13 protein-coding genes and 1 pseudogene are annotated in these 17,633 nt (G+C 69.0%); 10 read left to right on the top strand and 4 right to left on the bottom strand.

What is annotated here, in order from left to right; translation table 11 throughout:
• Positions 1–470: helix-turn-helix domain-containing protein (locus tag ACIRJT_RS37425; protein WP_403918687.1), on the bottom strand; the 470-nt coding region annotated here is incomplete at its 3' end.
• A gap of 676 nt (positions 471–1,146) precedes the next feature.
• On the opposite strand from ACIRJT_RS37425, the gene ACIRJT_RS37420 reads away from it, so the two are divergent.
• The 8 genes from ACIRJT_RS37420 (at position 1,147) to ACIRJT_RS37385 (ending at position 11,317) form a co-directional block, all read left to right on the top strand.
• Positions 1,147–2,757, top strand: coding sequence for a DUF4331 domain-containing protein (locus ACIRJT_RS37420; protein WP_403918684.1), 1,611 nt, complete (start codon positions 1,147–1,149; stop codon positions 2,755–2,757).
• Positions 2,758–2,855: 98 nt separating this feature from the next.
• Positions 2,856–4,211 carry a tetratricopeptide repeat protein gene (locus ACIRJT_RS37415; protein ID WP_403918681.1) on the top strand — a complete coding sequence of 452 codons (1,356 nt, stop codon included), beginning with the start codon at positions 2,856–2,858 and terminating at the stop codon, positions 4,209–4,211.
• Positions 4,208–5,872 carry a nickel/cobalt transporter gene (locus tag ACIRJT_RS37410; protein ID WP_403918680.1) on the top strand — a complete coding sequence of 555 codons (1,665 nt, stop codon included), beginning with the start codon at positions 4,208–4,210 and terminating at the stop codon, positions 5,870–5,872. Before ACIRJT_RS37415 ends, ACIRJT_RS37410 begins: the two co-directional genes overlap by 4 nt.
• A 179-nt stretch (positions 5,873–6,051) precedes the next feature.
• On the top strand, positions 6,052–7,362 hold the full coding sequence (locus ACIRJT_RS37405) for a hypothetical protein (protein WP_403918677.1): 1,311 nt from the start codon (positions 6,052–6,054) through the stop codon (positions 7,360–7,362).
• 56 nt (positions 7,363–7,418) lie between these two features.
• Entirely contained in the window at positions 7,419–7,919 is a 501-nt protein-coding gene (locus ACIRJT_RS37400) for a hypothetical protein (protein ID WP_403918674.1), read from the top strand.
• Between the two features lie 271 nt (positions 7,920–8,190).
• Positions 8,191–9,840, top strand: a complete 1,650-nt coding sequence (locus ACIRJT_RS37395) for a DUF4331 domain-containing protein (RefSeq protein WP_403918672.1) — start codon at positions 8,191–8,193, stop codon at positions 9,838–9,840.
• 251 nt (positions 9,841–10,091) lie between these two features.
• On the top strand, positions 10,092–10,574 hold the full coding sequence (locus ACIRJT_RS37390) for a class F sortase (RefSeq protein WP_403918670.1): 483 nt from the start codon (positions 10,092–10,094) through the stop codon (positions 10,572–10,574).
• 359 nt (positions 10,575–10,933) lie between these two features.
• Positions 10,934–11,317 (top strand): dihydrofolate reductase family protein, encoded by a 384-nt coding sequence (locus ACIRJT_RS37385; protein WP_403918667.1) that lies wholly within the window; start codon positions 10,934–10,936, stop codon positions 11,315–11,317.
• 283 nt (positions 11,318–11,600) lie between these two features.
• Here the strand turns inward: ACIRJT_RS37385 and ACIRJT_RS37380 are convergent, their stop codons facing one another.
• The gene (locus tag ACIRJT_RS37380) at positions 11,601–12,503 is read right to left on the bottom strand and encodes a DUF4394 domain-containing protein (protein ID WP_403918665.1); all 903 of its coding nucleotides are present in this window, start codon (positions 12,501–12,503) and stop codon (positions 11,601–11,603) included.
• Positions 12,504–13,537: 1,034 nt separating this feature from the next.
• A pseudogene (locus ACIRJT_RS37375) lies at positions 13,538–13,946 on the bottom strand (MarR family winged helix-turn-helix transcriptional regulator); the annotation flags it as partial.
• Positions 13,947–14,687: 741 nt separating this feature from the next.
• On the opposite strand from ACIRJT_RS37375, the gene ACIRJT_RS37370 reads away from it, so the two are divergent.
• Entirely contained in the window at positions 14,688–15,167 is a 480-nt protein-coding gene (locus ACIRJT_RS37370; protein WP_403918663.1) for a ricin-type beta-trefoil lectin domain protein, read from the top strand.
• Between the two features lie 221 nt (positions 15,168–15,388).
• Here ACIRJT_RS37370 and ACIRJT_RS37365 read toward each other — a convergent pair whose 3' ends face one another.
• Entirely contained in the window at positions 15,389–15,658 is a 270-nt protein-coding gene (locus ACIRJT_RS37365; protein WP_403918661.1) for a hypothetical protein, read from the bottom strand.
• A gap of 542 nt (positions 15,659–16,200) precedes the next feature.
• Here ACIRJT_RS37365 and ACIRJT_RS37360 point away from each other — a divergent pair.
• The gene (locus ACIRJT_RS37360) at positions 16,201–17,619 is read left to right on the top strand and encodes a beta-propeller fold lactonase family protein (RefSeq protein ID WP_403918659.1); all 1,419 of its coding nucleotides are present in this window, start codon (positions 16,201–16,203) and stop codon (positions 17,617–17,619) included.
• Positions 17,620–17,633 lie beyond the last annotated feature (14 nt).

The following is a 17,633-nucleotide window of genomic DNA, read 5'->3' as shown; positions in this document are numbered from 1 at the left end:
TCGACGAAGTACGGATCCGTCGACAGCTTGAAGGTCTCCGAACGGTGCGGCTGCAGACCGAACGCCCGCCAGACCCGTGACACCGTCGACTGCGACAGACCCGTCTGCTTCGCCATCGACCGTGTCGACCAGTGCGTCGCATTCTTCGGGGCGGACTCCAGGGTCTTGGCGACCAGCGCGGCCACCTGTTCGTCGGTGACCGACCTGGGACCGCCCGAGCGGGGCATGTCGCCCAGGCCGGCGATCCGGTGCTCGACGAACCTCGCCCGCCAGCGGCCCACCGCATGCGGAGTCGAGCCGAGCCGGGCCGCGACGTCCTTGTTCGAAGCACCCTCCGCGCAAGCCAGGATGATCCGGCACCTCAGAGCCCATGCCTGCGGCGTGGAGCGACGCCGCACCCATCCCTCGAGCGCAGCCCGTTCCTCGTCGGACAGGATCAACTCGGCCTTCGGCCGCCCAGTACGCGCCACAGACCAAGCCTATACATCTGAACAGAATTCCTGACTCAGAAGACTAAAGGCCGTTGCAGAAGGAGGTTGAAGGTCGTGGAGCACTTCACAGTCGGCGTCACGAGCACTCCCAGAAGCGGGCAAGTTGACGCCCCTGTGAGAACTCGGATCATGGCGGATATTCGTCGTTCATCCAGTTTTGCAACAGCCTTTAGTTGCGGTAGAGAGTAGCGCTGGGATGGATCATGGCCCTGGCTGAGGGCCCCCGGCTGAGCGCGGTGCGCCGGAAGAGTGAATTCTCCCGCAGATCTTATTGCGAGTGGCTTGCAATAAGGCGGGTGTGCCCCTTTCGGCCCAGTGGTCGGCGCCTGTGTCGTCGCGGATTTTCCTGGGGTGTCGTTCGGCTGCATCACCGCTCCCACCGGCCTGTTCACCCTTCGTGAACCGCGTGCCCGACCTGGGAGTCCGGTCGCAGTGTGTACGGGCCGGGGTTTCGGCGTGCTTGTCTACGGCTGCGCAGTCTTTGGGAGCAGACGGGCCCGCGTTTCGAGCCGCCCCGTCGATCGGCCCTTTCCTGCCTGACCGCTCGGTTCGCAATCTCCCGCCGCGGCGCCGAACGCCGTCCCCATCAGCCCACCCCGCGCTTCCGCATGCCCCGACGCATGCCTGGCAGGGATCAGCAGACAGAAGGAATGCCGTGAAGGTTTCACAGGCCAGGCCCCGTTCGCGTCGCGTCCTGGACCGGTCCCTGCTCGTGCTCGGTGCCACCACGCTGGCCGCAGGACTGGGAGCGATGACCCTCGCCCCGGGTCTCAGCGCGGCCTCCAGCCACCGTGAGGCGCCCTTGATCGCCGGGGACCCGCGGGCGGACAACACCGACGTGTACGCGTTCACCAGCCCCGACAAGGCCGACACCGTCACCATGGTGGCGAACTGGATCCCGATGGAGGAGCCCAACGGCGGCCCGAACTTCTACGCGTTCGGCGACGACCTGCGCTACAACATCAAGATCGACAACAGCGGTGACGGTGTCGCCGACGTCACCTACAGCTGGTGCTTCCGCAGCAGCTACCGCGATGACGCGAACCAGTTCCTCTACAACACCGGCCAGGTCACCTCGCTGAACGACCCGGACCTGAACTTCCGCCAGGTCTACGACCTGGTCGTCACGACCGGAGGGAAGAGCCGGACTCTTCTGTCGGGCGTGCCCGCGGCCCCGTCCCGCACGGGCCAGGCGTCGATGCCCGACTACGCGGCCCTGCGCAAGCAGGCGACCTTCGGTCTGCCGGGCGGCGGCAAGACGTACACGGGGCAGGCCGAGGACCCGTTCTTCGCCGACCTGCGCGTCTTCGACCTCCTGTACGGCGGCGACCTGAGCGAGCGGGGGCAGGACACCCTGGCCGGCTACAACGTCAACACCATCGCCATCCAGGTCCCCAAGAAGCAGCTCGCCCTCCGGGGCAACTCCTCCCGCAACCCGGTGATCGGCGTGTGGTCGACCACCGATCGCGCGGGCGTCACCGTCGCCGACTCCCGCGACCAGAAGGGCACGGGCGGCGCGAAGCAGTGGAAGCAGGTATCCCGCCTCGGGAACCCGCTGGTCAACGAGGTCGTCGTCCCGCTGAAGTTCAAGGACGCCTTCAACACCCTCAACCCCAGCCAGGACCGCACCGTCCAGCCCGTCGTCGACAAGGTGCTCGACCCGATCCTGCCCAAGCTCATCCAGCAGGTCTACGGCATCCCGGCCCCGCCGACCCCTCGCAAGGACCTCTTCGAGATCTACCTGACCGGTATCTGCAAGGTCTGCGGTCCGATCAAGGCCGACCTCAACGCGCACCGCCTCAACAAGGACGCGTCGCTCAGGAAGATCGTCCCGGCGGAGGAGCTGCGCCTGAACATGGCGGTACCGCCCACCGCCAAGCCTCAGCGCCTCGGCGTCCTCGCGGGCGACCTGGCCGGCTTCCCGAACGGGCGACGCCTCGCCGACGACGTCATCGACATCTCGCTCCAGGCCGTCGAGGGCGCCGCCCAGACCGGCGTTCTCGTCCCCGAACTCGCGGACGGCGACAAGGTGAACGCCAACGAGGTCCCGTTCGGCGCCTCGTTCCCCTACGTCGCGCTGCCGCACACCAAGAACGTCAACCGCGGCCCCGGCGCGGCAGGCCGCACCGCCGAGCAGTCCTCCATGGAGAACACCGCGGCGACCCCCGAGACGAAGACCACCCAAGCCGCCGCGCTCGCCGGCGCCGGCGCGCTCCTTCTCGGCGTCGGCGGCTTCCGTCTCCGCCGCCGCGGCAAGGACAGCTGACCGGCCGCAGCAGAACACGGATCGAGGCCACGAAGGTGTTCGGGCCGGGGAGCACCACCCCGGCCCGGGCATCGTCGAATCATGGGGAGGACCTTTCGTTGCACCCGGACCACACCGCACCCACGTCCACGCCACCGCCGGCCCCCTCCCGAGGCGGCAGGCGGCTGCGAAGCATCGTGGTCACCCTGGCTCTGGGCGCGACGATGTTCGCCGTCGGCGCGGTCATACTGACACCCGGCGGGAGCACCGCTCCCAGTACGGCTGGCATCGGCCAGCCGGGTGGGGCGCCCCGTGGGTCGGTCGAGGCGCTCCAGGCCCGGGTGACCCGTCTGCCGAAGGATCCCGGCGGCTGGGCCGCCCTGGGGATGGCCTATGTCCAGCAGGCGCGCAGCACCGCCGACCCGGCCACCTACGACCGGGCCGAGAAGGCGCTGCGTACCTCTCTCTCGGTACAAAGCGTGGACAACACGGACGCGGAGACCGCCATGGGCGCCCTGGCCGCGGCACGCCACGACTTCCCCACCGCGCTGCGCTGGGCTCGCAAGGCCACCACCAGCGGGCCCTACAGTTCCTCCGCCTACGGAGTCCTCGCCGACGCACACACCCAACTCGGCCACTACGAAGAAGCCGACGAGGCCGTCCAGAAGATGACGGATCTACGCCCGGACGCCGCCTCCCTCGCCCGCGCCTCCTACGCCTTCGAGCTCAAGGGGAACACCGACCGGGCCCGCGCCCTGATGCAACGGTCTCTGGCGGCAGCGGCCACCCCGGCCGACAAGTCGTTCGCCCACAGTGTTCTGGCAGCCCTTGACCTCCAGGATGCGAACCCCCGCCAGGCCCTGGTCAGGACGCAGAACGCGCTCAGGACCGCCCCGACGGATTCGGCCCTCCTGGAGACCCGGGCCCGCGCCTACCTGGCTCTGGGCGACACCACCCGGGCCGTCGCCGACTACCGGGCGGCCGTCGCGATCGCGCCCCTGCCGCACTACCTGTTGGGCCTGGGCGAACTCGAACAGTCCCTGGGCCACCGTGAACGGGCCAAGGAGAGCTACGGCCTCCTGCGCGCGCAGGACCGTATCCGGGAAGCCGCCAACGACCCGGCGGACACCGACGCGATCCTCTTCGAAGCCGATCACGGCAACCCGCGACGCGCTGTCACCCTGGCCGAGGAGACCCTCCGCAACCGCCCCTTCGTCGCCGTCCACGACGCCTACGCCTGGGCCCTGCACCGGGCCGGCCGGGACACCGAAGCCCTCGTCCAGGCCGACAAAGCCCTTGCCCAGGGCACCCGCAGCGCGCTCTTCCGCTACCACCGCGCCGCCATCCACCACGCCCTCGGCGACCCCGGCGCGGCCCGCCGCGACCTGACCGAAGCGCTGCGCGAGCCGGGCTTCCACCCCCTGCACGCCAACACCGCCCGCGACCTGCTCCAGCGAATCGACACCACACCATGAACCACACCCTGCGCCGAGCCCTCACCACCCTGGCCGCCGGCGCCCTCGTCGCCGTCGCGAGCGTGGCGTCCGCCCCCGCCGCCACCGCCCACCCCCTGGGCAACTTCAGCGTCAACTACCACACCGGCCTCGTCCTTCGCCCCGACCGGATCGACGCCCACGTCGTGGTCGACCATGCGGAGATCTCAGCCCTCCAGGAACGCTCCGCCATCGACACCGATCACAACGGCAGGGTCAGCGACAACGAATCGCGCGTCCACGCCGAGAAGACCTGCTCGGACCTGAGCGGACAGCTCCACCTGAGCGTGGGCGGTACCCAGGCGGACTGGAGGCGGTCCTCGGCCACCCTGGTGTACGAGAACGGGGAAGCGGGCCTCAAGACCAGCCGCCTCACCTGCTCGCTGACCAGCCCGGCCGACCTCACCGAGCCCGCCGGCATCCGGGCCGAAACGGACTACGACACCAAGCGCGTCGGCTGGCACGAGATGACCGCGACCGGCCAGGGCGTCAGGATCACCCGGACCGACGTACCGGCAGCGTCCACCACCCGCGAACTGCGCCAGTACCCGCAGGACCCCCTCGCCTCCCCGCTGGACCAGCGCAAGGCAGAACTGCGCAGCGAACCCGGGCAGGGTGCGGGGGCCCTTCCGGCGATGGCGGCGGACCTTCCCGGCGCGGTTCTGGTCAGCGAGGCGCTCGCCAAGGTCACCGGGGCCTTCGACTCGCTCGTCGGCGCCCGCGAGATCACTCTGCCCGTGGGACTGCTGGCCCTGTTCCTGGCGCTCGTCCTCGGGGCGTCCCACGCGGCGATGCCCGGCCACGGCAAGACCATCATGGCCGCCTACCTGGCGGGCCGCCGCGGCACCCGGCGGGACGCCCTCACCGTCGGCGCCACCGTCACCCTCACCCACACCGCAGGCGTCCTCGTCCTCGGACTGGCCCTCCCGGTCTCCACTCATCTGGCGGGTGAGACCGTCCTGTTGTGGCTCGGTGCCGCTAGCGGCCTCCTCGTCACCAGCATCGGCCTCTGGCTCCTTCTGGGCGCGGTCCGGGGCAGGCCGCAACACAACCACCATCACCACGGCCACAGCCACAGCCACAGCCCCAGCCCCAGCCACAGCGGCGTCGGCCATCACCACAGCCACGACCACGACCACGGGCCCGGTCGTCCCCACCACCACGGGCCCGCCGTACCGGCCCCCGCGATCGACAGCGCGCCGGCCGAGGAGCTTCGGTCGAACCCCGCGGTCGTGACCCTCAGCCCGCCGGACCACGAGCACCACCTGTCAGGCACATCAAGGGCCCCTGAGAAGACCCGGCGTACGAGCAGGTCCGGCCTCATCGGTATGGGCATCGCCGGCGGTCTTGTCCCCAGCCCCTCCGCCCTCGTCGTACTCCTCGGCGCCGTCGCCCTCGGGCGTACGGCCTTCGGCGTCCTCCTCGTCATCGGCTACGGACTCGGCATGGCCGCCACCCTCACCCTCGCCGGACTCCTTCTCGTCCGCTTGCGCGAAAGGATCGAGAACCACGACCGGGCCCGGACCCTCCGCCACAACACCCTGCTCAGGAAGCTGGCACGGACCGGCCCCGTCATCACCTCACTCCTCGTCATCGCCGTCGGCCTCGGCCTGACCCTGCGCGCGGCCGCTGGCAACGGCTGACTTCCGCCTTGCACCTGGCGAACCAAGCGTCCGCGCCCGGAGCATCAGCATGCGGCGGGTTTTCCTCGGGTACTCATGGAAGGTCTGCTCACCATGAGCTGAGCGGAGGCGGTGGGGTTGATGTGAACGCTAGGCACGGGCTTCTGGTGCTGATGGGCTCCGGCGAGACGAGCCCGACCATGGTCACACTGCATCGGGAGGTCACTGCCCACCTTTCCCGCGCAGCCGACGCGGTGATCTTGGAGACGCCGTACGGCTTTCAGGTCAACCGCGACGACATCTCCACCCGCGCCAGGGAGTACTTCCGTCGCTCGGTGAGCCTCGCGACCGCGGTCGCTCCGGACGCTGAGATCGACGGCCCCTCGGGCGAGGGCGGCGCGGACAAGGTTCGCGACCGAGTCCGCAGGGCGGAGTGGGTCTTCGCCGGTCCCGGCAGCCCGTCGTACGCGCTGGGCCGCTGGAACACCATGCGCCTCGGAGAGATTCTCCGCGAGCGAGTGAGCCGCGGGTACGGCGTGACGGTCATGGCTTCCGCGGCGGCATGCACGGTGGGATTCGCGGCGCTGCCCGTCTACGAGATCTACAAGGCCGGACATCCCCCCGAGTGGCTCCCCGGGCTGGACCTGATGAGCACGCTCGGACTACGGGTAGCGGTGATCCCGCACTACGACAACACCGAGGGCGGCACGCACGACACGCGACTCTGCTACCTGGGCGAACCCCGCCTCATCGCTCTGGAAGAGAGACTGCCTGACGACAGTGCCGTCCTCGGCATCGACGAGCACACAGCCGTCATCGTCGATCTCGATACCTCGCTAGTACGGGTGTGGGGTCGGGGCACCATGACGATCCGGCGTAAGGGAATCAGCACCCCGGTGTTCGGCGGCACCACGCTGCCCTTGGAGCAGTTGCGTGGCCTGGTGAGAGGCACACCATCCGCAGCGGTCCCCCCGTCTCGTCGGTCCCCCGAGGACGCCGGCGACGTCGCGCACCGGTCCGGGGACGACGCAGCCACGCTCCAAGAAGCTTTTGCTGCGGCCGAGTTGAGATTCAGCGCCGCCCAAAAGGCGAGGGACGCCGCGAGAATGGCCGACGTTGCGGTGGAGCTGGAGTCGGTGATCGCGGCCTGGAGCGCCGACATGGAGGAAGACCTGGGTGGGGAAGGGGCCCGCACGGTTCTGCATGGCATGATCCGGCGTCTCGCAGGAGCCGCCGGACGGGGTCTGTGCGAACCGGAGCGCACACTCGGGCGGATCGTGACCCCTCTGCTGGAGCTCCGTACGAGGCTTCGCACGGGGGGGCCTACGAGCTGGCCGATGTGGTGCGCGAGGCCGTGGCAGCCGGTGGCGTCCAGGTCCGCGACTCAGCACAGGGCAGCGAGTGACGGTGGGAAGGGGAAGTCGACGACCAGCAGGCCGGTTCCCGTGCGGAAACGCAGAAGATGCGACCCTTTTCGACTGAATTGCGCATCTGCGTATGGTTTGCAATAAGATCATCGAAGGACGCCTCCCCTCTGGGGTCACCGCCGACGATGGAGCCGTGCACCATGCCGCTCACCCCGCCCGAAGCGCCCGATGCGCCGCCGGTCGCTGTCGAGGTGGTGCTGCTGCGGCACGATTCGGCCGAGGGCTTCACCTACCGCCGACTCGTCACGGCGCTGGGCAGGGGAATGAACCCGGACCGGGCAGCGAGGAGTCTCGCGCTTCTGAACGGAGACGACGACACGCATGTGGTGCACTCGACCAGCTGGCGCGCCACCCGCCAGGGCAGGATCACCCTGACCTATGTCGTCCACCCGGACCCCACCCCTGACCGCCCTGGCACTCCACTACTTGAACCGCACGTGATCGCACACTCCCCCCGGCCGGGCCACCCGACGCCTCCGAGCCTGGAGATGGACCACGTCGTGGCACACGCCGTACGGCACCTTGCGTTCCTCGAAGGCGCCGCCCCCGCCATCGCCGCGCATCTCGCCACGCATCCCGAACTCGTGCGCTCGCTGCGCTCCCTGCCCTCGACAGCCGCCGGAGAAATCCAGTACGCCTGACTCACGCCACTTCGAGCGCATCCGGCCACGGCGGGCCGGAAGGCAGGTGCGTCTCCATTCAGCTCAGCCGCCGTTGCGGTGCCGTCTGCCTCATGGTGACCTGAAGTCGACCCAGAGTCACATGATGGGATTGTTTCCGCACCGATCGTCACTCAGAGCGACTTCGTGCGGTCCCGTGGCCTTGGAAGCTTCAGCTCCCAGCCGCCCCACCTGGACTTTCCGGAGGGCAAGCGGCTCTCACCGGAAACGGACCCTCATGCACTCTCCCCGCATGCTCCGACGACGCCCCGCTTCCCGCCGGGCCGAGCGCACCCTCGCCGCCACCGGCGCGCTGGCCCTGCTGACCGCCGCAGCGGTCACCGGCCTCACTCCCGCCTCCAGCTCGGCCTCCAGCCACCGCGAAGCGCCGCTGATCGCCGGAGACCCGAGGGCCGACAACACCGATGTCTACGCCTTCACCAGTCCGGACAAGCCCGACACCGTCACCCTGGTGGCGAACTGGCTCCCGTTCCAGGAGCCCAACGGCGGTCCGAACTTCTACCCGTTCGCCGAGGACGCCCGCTACAACATCAAGATCGACGCGGACGGCAACGGCAAGCCGGACACGACGTACACGTGGGAGTTCACCGACCACGTCCGCGACGACGCCGACCAGTTCCTCTACAACACCGGTGTCGTGAAGTCGGTCAACGACGAGACCCTGAACTTCCGGCAGACCTACAGCCTGAAGGTCACCGACAGCAGCGGGAACACCAAGACGCTCCTGAAGGACTCCCCGGTCGCGCCCTCGAACGTCGGCAAGGCGTCGATGCCCGACTACGCCTCCCTGCGCAAGGAGGCAGTGGTTCCGCTGCCGGACGGCGGGACGACCTTCGCCGGCCAGGCGTCCGACCCGTTCTTCCTGGACCTGCGGATCTTCGACCTCCTGTACGGGGGCGACCTCTCGGAGACCGGCCACAACACGCTGGCCGGCTACAACATCAACACCCTCGCCGTCCAGGTGCCCAAGTCGACGCTGGCGCTCAAGGGCGACGCGAAGCGCAACCCCGTCATCGGTGTGTGGTCCACCACGGACCGTAGAGGAGCCGACGTCACGGGCGCCGCCGGCAAGGACAGCGAGGACGCGAAGGCGACCGGGGCCCGGGGTGCGCGTGCCAAGGACGGGAACACCGACGAGTGGCGGCAGGTCTCCCGTCTGGGCAACCCGCTCGTCAACGAGGTCGTCGTACCGCTGAAGTACAAGGACGCCTTCAACGCGCTCAGCCCGGAGAAGGACGCCACGATCGCCCCGGTCGTCGACAAGGTCAAGGACCCCATCGTCCCCAAGCTCATCCAGAACATCTACAAGGTCCCCGCCCCCGCCACCCCGCGCAACGACCTCGTCGAGATCTTCCTCACCGGGATCTGCAAGGAGTGCGGTCCGATCAAGGCGGACCTCAACTCGCAGCGCCTCAACCAGGACGTCGACAAGGCCGCGGTCGTTCCCGCGGAAATGCTGCGCCTGAACATGGCCGTCCCGCCGGCCGCCAAGCCCAACCGCCTCGGCGTCCTGGGCAAGGACCTGGCCGGCTTCCCCAACGGCCGCCGGCTCAACGACGACGTCGTCGACATCGAGCTCCAGGCCCTCGAAGGCGCCGCCCAGACCGGGAAGATCGTGCCCGCCCTGGCAGCCGGCGACGCCGTCGACACGCCCTACCGCGAGCCCGGTGACACCTTCCCCTACGTCGCGCTGCCCAACACCGCGGCCGTCAACCAGGCCGACTCGCTCCACCCCGACGGCGGCGTCGGCGCCGGCCTCGGCGGCCTCGCCTCCGGCGACGGATTCCCCGTCGCACCCGTCACCGCCCTGGGCGGCGGGGCACTCCTGGCCGTGGCCGGAGTGCTGGCCCTGCGCCGACGACGCGGCGCCGGCCAGGCATGAACAGCCCGTACCTCCCCGGTCGCCCGATCCGCCGTCGGCGGGTCGGGCGACCGGCCCGTGCCACCACCACCACCCGCCGCCCACGACTGCGGCGAATACCCGGCAGGCGGGGAACCGCTGGAACGATCGCCATAGCCGTCGGGGCAGCACTGGCCTGCATCGGCTTCTCCACTCTGAGCACCGGCTCCGGACAGGTACCAAAACTGATGGACAGAGGCAGCCTGCCCGTTCACCCGGGATCCGGCCAAGCCATGACATCCGGCGACCTGACGCCCGCACCACCGGTCCGCATCCGCATACCTACCATCGGAATCGACCAGCCCCTGATCGGCCTGCGCGTCCAGCAGGACGGCCGTCTCGGCGTTCCCGACGAGCCCGAAAACATAGGGTGGTGGAGCGACGGTCCCCGCCCCGGTGGCCCCGGCGCGACGGTCGTCGTCGGCCATGTCGACTCCGCCACAGGCCCCGGAGCCTTTCACGGACTCTCCACGATCGGCCCGGGCGACGAAGTGACTATGGTCCAGGAGGACCGGTCCACCATCACCTTCACCGTGCGGGCGCTGCGCCAGTACGGGAAGGACGCCATCCCCGACAGCCAGGTCTATGCGACCAGCGGACCACCCGCCCTGCACCTGATCACTTGCTCGGGCACCTACGACCGCAGCCGCCGCGAGTACCGGGACAACCTCGTCGTCTACGCCACCCTCGACAACGCGGGTGTGCCGAAGGGATGAACGCGAGCCCCGAGACCGGGACCTCCTACGGTCACCGATATCGATCGCTCGCGCACCTTCCAGACCGCGGTCTCGCGCTCTGCGACCGACCGCCCCGGACTGCTTCGCCGAGGGCCGTGTCCGCCGAAAGCAGGCGTCACGATCGTCATCGGGCATGACCCGCCCGGCTCCCCTGCTTGACGTCGGTGGTTTCGAGCAGTTCTGGAACGAGAGCTTCGACCGATTGGACGCCTACGTGCGGGACCTGAAGCAGACGAGTGAAGCGGAGTAGCTGATGAGCAGGACAGGACAAGGAACGCCGGCGCAGTCGGCGACAGCCGACCGTGAGACCGTCGTCTCCCAGATCATCGTCGCTCCTGGTGTTCGAGGCGTTCACCGACGTCCGACACCTGCCGCACTGGTGGGGGCCGGAGGGGTTCACCACCACCACGCGTGACCCCTGGGTGCTGCCGGGCGAGACCACGTTCCACTTCGTCAACGACGGCATCGAGTCCGCGCTCGAACAGGCCCGCGAGGCCGCCGGTGATCGCGACGTCCGCATCGCGGGCGGCGGCGCGACGATCGTGGAGTACGTGAACGCCAGCCCGATCGACGAGTTCTCCATCGCGCTGTCACCCGTGATCTTCGGCTCCGGAATCCGTCTGTTCGAGGGCGTGGACGCGGCCCGCGTGGCCCTGGAGCAGGTCCGCGCGGAGCCCTCCCCGAGGGTGACGAATCTGACCTACACCGTCCGGGAGCGGTGACCGCCCCGAACTCGGCACGCTCCCTCCGCGCTCAGCTGCCTGCGGACGGCCCAGCCCGCCCCGGCGGCGAAGACGGATGGCGATACGCGCTCACCTATTGGTGCGAGGAGCTGGCCCTGTACGCCGACACGGTGTCCGAAGTGCTGTCGCGAGTACCTGACTGAGCTGTACACCGGCGCCTCTACCGGCAGGTCCGAATGCTGATCACGGCGGTGGTGGAAGGAGCTGGTGTGGGGCGGGAAATTGGTGCCGGCCTCGCTGGCCGGCACCAAGCCCTCTGTGCTCAGCTCTGGTTCAGGGGCAGCGCGACGTCGGTGACCTGGTGGTTTCGGGGGAACTCTCCGATGCTCTCGGCCTGGCCGGTCAGGACGTTGACCTCGTAGAAGCGGTAAGCGCCGTTGACGCTCAGCGCCGCGAAGCCGTGGTTCGTGCGGGTCCGGTGGGAGAAGTAGATGTCGAATCCGGCGTTAGGGCCGGCGTTGACCCCGAGGTTCCCGGTGGGGACGAGGGTGCCGACGTTGGCGGGCGACTGGAGCGAGACCCGGTCGTTCGTCGCGTCGATGTCGAACAGCGAGGTCGCGGTGTCCGCGTTGAGGTCGTTGTTCGTGTAGGCCGCACCGGTCACGCCCTTGGCCGATGACGGGGGCGTCGTCGGGTTGGTCAGCGGGCCGTCGACGGTGGTGGTGAGCGGGGCGGCCGGGTCGTCGATGTTGTGGCGCAGGTTCTGGCCGGTGTCGCTGATGACGCGCAGCCGGTTCGCCGCCGGGTTGAAGTCGACTCCGAAGAAGTTGCCGGCCGGAGCCACGGTCAACTGCGAGACCTTGGTCGCCTTCGCGTTGCGGGTGTTCAGGGTGTAGATGCCGCCCTTGTCGCCGACCCCGTACAGCTTGGCGTTCTGCACGCGGAAGTCGATGCCGACCAGCTTGGTGTCCTTCTTCAGCCCACTGACCTTGCCCAGCTGCCAGGGCTCGGACGGCGCTCCGGTGCGGAACTCCACCAGCCGCTGACCGGAGGTCAGGCCGATCACCGCGAGCCCGTCGTCTCCTGCCTTCTGCTCCCGCGTGTCACCGGGCCCGCCCTGTACGGCCTGCGTGGGCAGCGGACCGGCCGCCCACGCGCCTGCCGATGCCGGCACAACCATGGACACCGCTGCGGTCAGGGCCGCGACGAGAACTGCTTTGCGCATCTGTGTCTCCTACGGGGTGCGACTCCCGACCATCGGGCGTCAACAGCGACAGGAACACGTACGCACCTGGGCCGCCCGTCGCACAGGCCCATCCAGCCCCAACCCCACGGGGAATGGCGACCGATACTCCAGCGGGCGGGGACAGGCCCACCGCGCCCTCGATGAAGCTCGCACGCAGGTTCGCGAGGTCTCGTCTGCCGTTGGGAGAGCGACCGCTCGCGGGCCACGGGAAGTGGCCCTGTTCCACTGTCCAAGGCGCGATCAAGTACGCCGACCCCCGGTACATCTGACACCTGGCTTCCATGCCCGGTGCCACCCCAACGCCATCGTCAAGGACTCCCCCGGTAGTCCCGCTCATGTCGCCGCCGCGGCCCCGGAAGTCAGCTCGGCGGTCGTTCAGGAGGCGATGATGCCCCATCCGGGCCCTTGGTCCTGCCGGCTGATGCGCGGGTTCGGTGTGGTGGTCATGGCCGGAGCGTACGCGCGGCGAACCACTGAGAACAGCCCCGGACACCTGCCTCACGCCGGACGGTTCAGCCGCTGCGGCGCGGCCGCAGCCGGGGTGATCGTGGTCAACCCTGCCGATTCGGCGGCTAGGCGTTGCAGGGCCCGTGCCCGGGATGCCTCGCTGGGGCGCACCTGCCCGCTCGGCGGCCACTTTGGTACAGAGCTCCTCGAGGGCCTGGCGGCCGTCTGCGAAGTTCTCCTCCGGTTCCCGGAGCCGTTCCCGGAGCTGCCGTTCGGCCGGCTTCTGGATCTTGGGGCGGGTGTGCTGCCGGGTGGTGGTCCAGGTGGCGCGGTGGGCGGCGATGACCTCGCGGTATCTTTCCGGCGGACCTGCCCGCTGCATCGGTGCGGCGGGCGCTGTCGGCTGCGGGACCGATTGGATGGCCGCCGTGGCGGGGCCGGCCTCTACGGGAGCGGGCGCCAGGACGTGCAGGGAGCGGATGTTCGCGCCCTGCACCCTCTCGTTGGCCGCCGCGATCAGCTTCGGTGCGCTGGGCCGTGACGCCGGATCGTCGCATAGAGCGGCCTCATGCGAAGTCGTCGGGGACGATACGCATCTTCTCCGCGATCCGGGCGAGGGCCTTCTGGTCGGCGGTACTGAGGGAGCCCAGGACCAGACTGCGTACCGCGCGCAGGTGCGTGGGTGCCGCCCGGTCCACGATGTCGAAGCCTGCGTCGGTGAGTTCGGCAAGGGTGTAACGCCCGTCGGCCGGGTCAGGGGTCCGGACGACCCAGCCGCGCTGCTCGCACCGTTTGATGACGTTGGACAGCCGGGAGAGCGACCCGCTGGCGAGGAAGGCGAGCTCCCCCATTCGCAGCTTCCGCTCCGGGGCCTCGGAGAGGTGGCTGAGCACGAGGTACTCGAACAAAGGTGATGCCGTGCTCTTCCCGCAACGGTGACTCCAGCTTCCCCGGCAGCAGCAGCACCAGCAAGATCGGAGTGACACCGAGCTGGTCCAGGGCGCGGGCCCGGTCACCGAGGTCGAGCTCACGGGGGATGTTCAGGCCCCTCGGTCAGAGGGTGTAGACGGGCGCCTCCATGCCAGCCCGGTGTCTTCGGGACTGGCACCCAGTGGCAGCAGCTCGGTCACCTCGTGACAGCCATGATCACGACGGCTGGGGTGCCTGCGCAGGGACAAACGTGGCCATCATGGCTGATTCCCATCTGATGCCACCGACGTGCCCATTCACAAGCAGTCGTGGAGGGTGGCTGTGAAGCCGGGCGGGGGCCCGTGTCCTGCTGCCCTTCGGCCGGCCTCACTTCGCACTGGATTTTCATCAGCATTGCGGCGTGCTTGGGCCGAATTCTCGGGGACGTACTGGATCCGAACCGCTACGGAAGACGATTCCGCGTCAGTGAGCGGTCGTCGCTGCTCCTCGATCGAGATCTGAGCCAGACTCTCAGGTCAACCCGCAGGTCAACCGGTCAAAGCCGGTCTGTGGAGCGGATCCCGGGGCGGTGCCGTAACTGGGGTGTCCTGGTGTACTTTCTGGCTTCTTTTGAGCGACTTTCGGGTCATCTTACGTAGCGGATCTTTTGGATGAATATTCTAAGCAGGAACCATTGGCCAACCCTTGAGCGGTGTAGTAATTACTCTGCGTTCGGCGCCGAGTTGCCTATCCATCTCGAAGGTCGGGCGTGAATCCCGCTTCTCTAGCAAGGATGGATTTCCTCGCATGGCAATCGCTATCCGCAAGACACTCGCTCTCACAGCTCTGGCGCTGACCGCTTCCTTCCTGCCGACTGCCGGGGCACAGGCCGTGGAAGCGGCTTCCCCGGCCCTGCGTGCTCCCGGGCTGTACTGTCTCGCGAATGCCTGGAACACCCCAAACGTGTCCACGAAGCCGTGTGACGCGAAGGACCAGGGCCAGCACTGGACCCTTTCGGGCCACCAGATTTCCCTGACCAACGCCCCGGCCTACTGCCTCGCCAACACCTGGAACGCCGCGGACGTCTCGGTGAAGCCGTGCGACCCCAAGGACCAGGGACAGTACTGGAATGTTTCGGGCCAGCAGATCGCCCTCACCTATGCGCCGGCCTACTGCTTCAGCAACGCGTGGAACACCCCGAACGTCTCGACCAAGCCGTGCGACGCGAAGGACCAGGGCCAGCACTGGGTGATCTTCAAGGACCAGATCAGCCTCGCTGCCGCCTGACCCCCGCTGCGCAAACGGCCTTCCCGGCCAGTCCTCGCAAGCAAGGGACCTGCACTCCCAGCCGGCAGAGGTCCCTACGACTTCTGACATCCCGCCCGTAGGTCGCCGCACCGGCCGAACCCCGACCTGGTTATAGCGGCGACCTGCGAGGCTGGCACGGATCCTGGAGAGCAGAGGCAGCCGGTCGGCGAGGTCACCGTCATAGCCGCGGACTCCGGCGGCTACCACCAGCCGCCGGGGGAACGCCAGATCGGGGTGGGCCGGCCGGTGATCCTCCGGTGCGCGAGGACACCGAGGATGTACCAGCCTTTCACCGACCACCAGGCGATCCACGCCTCGGCTACCAGCAGGCAGACCACCAGCTTGACCACGCCGACGAAGAGGGCGGCTCCGCCACCGGAACCACCGCCTCGGCTCCGGCCCCCGAAGAGAGGGACGGAACCGCCGAGGGACAGCGGACCGGGCAGCGGGACGGACCAACGCAAGCGCACGGTGTTCTCCTGACGTTGCGGCACTGGGACGGATACGCCGCACCGACAGGTACAACGAGACAGGGGTTCGGGCCGCTTCGCGGGGCCTATCCCGACGACCAGGCACACATGTGCTGGTGGTCGGTATCCGGAGGCGCTCTGCGAACACCCCGAGCCTGGCATAGCCCCGCCACCCGGTGAGAACTCACACACGGCCGCCCTCCCGGCGGCGTCAAGCAACCGGTGCGTCAGCTTTTGCCGGGAAGCGGACAACTATGGAGGTTCTGCATCGCTGACGTTGTCGGGTCGCAAGGATGTGGTGACTTCGCCGGACGTCGGCTCTGCCGGTGTGCGGGCGGGGTAGGGCTGTTGCGGTGCTCGTTCCTGCCGCAGCGGTGCGCGAGGTGTGCAGCGTGCCCAGAGTGGTGGCGCGGTGCGCGCTGTACGAGGCCCTCGGACCCAGTGGTCTAGACCGCGGGGTGGGGCCGCGCGACCGCACCGCTGCCGGTTTCCGGGTCCTTCGGACCCGCCGTCGGGTGCGGACTCGATGAAGGGGAAGTCCTGTGACTTCTGCACCCGCCAGACCACGCCGTATCCTGGCCAGCTTCGGGCGGCGGCTGATCTCCCTCGCCGCCGGGACCGCTCTGGCCGTCTCGGGCCTGGTGGCGCTCGCCGCACCGGCCCAGGCCACGAACGGCCCGCTGGCCTACGTGACCAACTCCGGCGGCAACACCGTCTCGGTGCTCGACACGAACACCAACACGATCACCGGCAGCGTCACCGTCGGCAGCCAGCCCATCGGCGTCGCGGTCAACCCGACGCAGCCGCGCGCCTACGTCACCAACCTCGGCAGCAACACCGTCTCGGTGATCGACACCGCGACGAACACGGTCACCGCGACCATCCCGGTCGGGAGCACTCCCGTGCTGGTGGCGGTCAACCCGGCCGGGACCCGCGCCTACGTCGCGAACAACAGCAGCAACTCGGTCTCCGTCATCGACACCGCGACCAACACGGTCATCGCGACCGTGCCCGTCGGGGCCGGCGCGAACGGCGTGGCGGTGAGCCCGTCGGGCGCCACCGTCTACGTGACGAACAACTACGCGGCCAGCGTCTCGGTGATCAGCGCCGCGACGAACACCGTCACTGCGACCGTCCCGGTCGGTTCTTCCCCCTCCGGGGTGGCGGTCAGCCCGTCAGGGACCACGGTGTACGTCACAAACAACAGCGCCGACGACTCCGTCTCGGTGATCAGCACGGCGACCAACACCGTGACCGCGACCATTCCGGTCGGGTCAGCCCCCAACGGAGTCTCCTTCACCCCCTCGGGAACCCGGGCCTACGTCGCCGACAACGGCGGCTCCGACGTGACAGTCATCAGCACTGCCACCAACGCGGTGACCGCGACCGTCCCCGTCGGCGCCGCCCCCGCCGAAGCCAGGGTCAACCCCGCCGGCAGCGCCGCCTACTCCACCAACCTGAACGACAACACCGTCTCGGTGATCAGCACCGCGACCAACACGGTCACGGCCACCATCACCGGGTTCAACAGCCCCTACGACATCGCCTTCTTCCCCAAGCCGTCGCCGAAGCAGGCCGACATCGACGTCAACCTCGTCGCGCAGCCCCACCTGGGCATCCTCGTGCCCTACCTCAGCTACACCCTCACCGCCCTGAACACCGGCCCCGACGCGGTCACCTCCGCGACCCTCACCGCGGCCCTCCCCGCGGGCACCACCGCAACGAACCTCTCCCCCGGATGCACTGTTTCCGGCACCACGGTCACGTGCGCCTACGGGGCCATCGCCAACGGGACGAGCGTGAACAAGACGTTCCGCGTCCCGCTGAGCGTGCTGACCCTCGGCCCGGTCACCGTCACCGGCCTGCGCACCGCCTCCGCACCCACCGATCCCAACCCCGCCAACGACAGCGCCACCGCCACCTGCACCGCCATCTCCATCATCCTCGTCACCTGCCCCTGACACCTCCCACGCGG

The organism is Streptomyces sp. NPDC102283 (genome assembly GCF_044766265.1).
Classification (GTDB): domain Bacteria; phylum Actinomycetota; class Actinomycetes; order Streptomycetales; family Streptomycetaceae; genus Streptomyces.
The sequence above is the reverse complement of the archived record's forward strand: the minus strand, read 5'-3'. Positions and strand labels throughout refer to the sequence as shown.

Excerpts from the sequence above, each read along its gene's own strand:
- ACIRJT_RS37410 (WP_403918680.1), top strand. The coding sequence starts at position 4,208 with ATGAACCACACCCTGCGCCGAGCCCTCACCACCCTGGCCGCCGGCGCC.
- ACIRJT_RS37405 (WP_403918677.1), top strand. The coding sequence starts at position 6,052 with ATGGTCACACTGCATCGGGAGGTCACTGCCCACCTTTCCCGCGCAGCC.
- ACIRJT_RS37400 (WP_403918674.1), top strand. The coding sequence starts at position 7,419 with ATGCCGCTCACCCCGCCCGAAGCGCCCGATGCGCCGCCGGTCGCTGTC.
- ACIRJT_RS37395 (WP_403918672.1), top strand. The coding sequence starts at position 8,191 with ATGCTCCGACGACGCCCCGCTTCCCGCCGGGCCGAGCGCACCCTCGCC.
- ACIRJT_RS37390 (WP_403918670.1), top strand. The coding sequence starts at position 10,092 with ATGACATCCGGCGACCTGACGCCCGCACCACCGGTCCGCATCCGCATA.
- ACIRJT_RS37380 (WP_403918665.1), bottom strand. The coding sequence starts at position 12,503 with ATGCGCAAAGCAGTTCTCGTCGCGGCCCTGACCGCAGCGGTGTCCATG.
- ACIRJT_RS37370 (WP_403918663.1), top strand. The coding sequence starts at position 14,688 with ATGGCAATCGCTATCCGCAAGACACTCGCTCTCACAGCTCTGGCGCTG.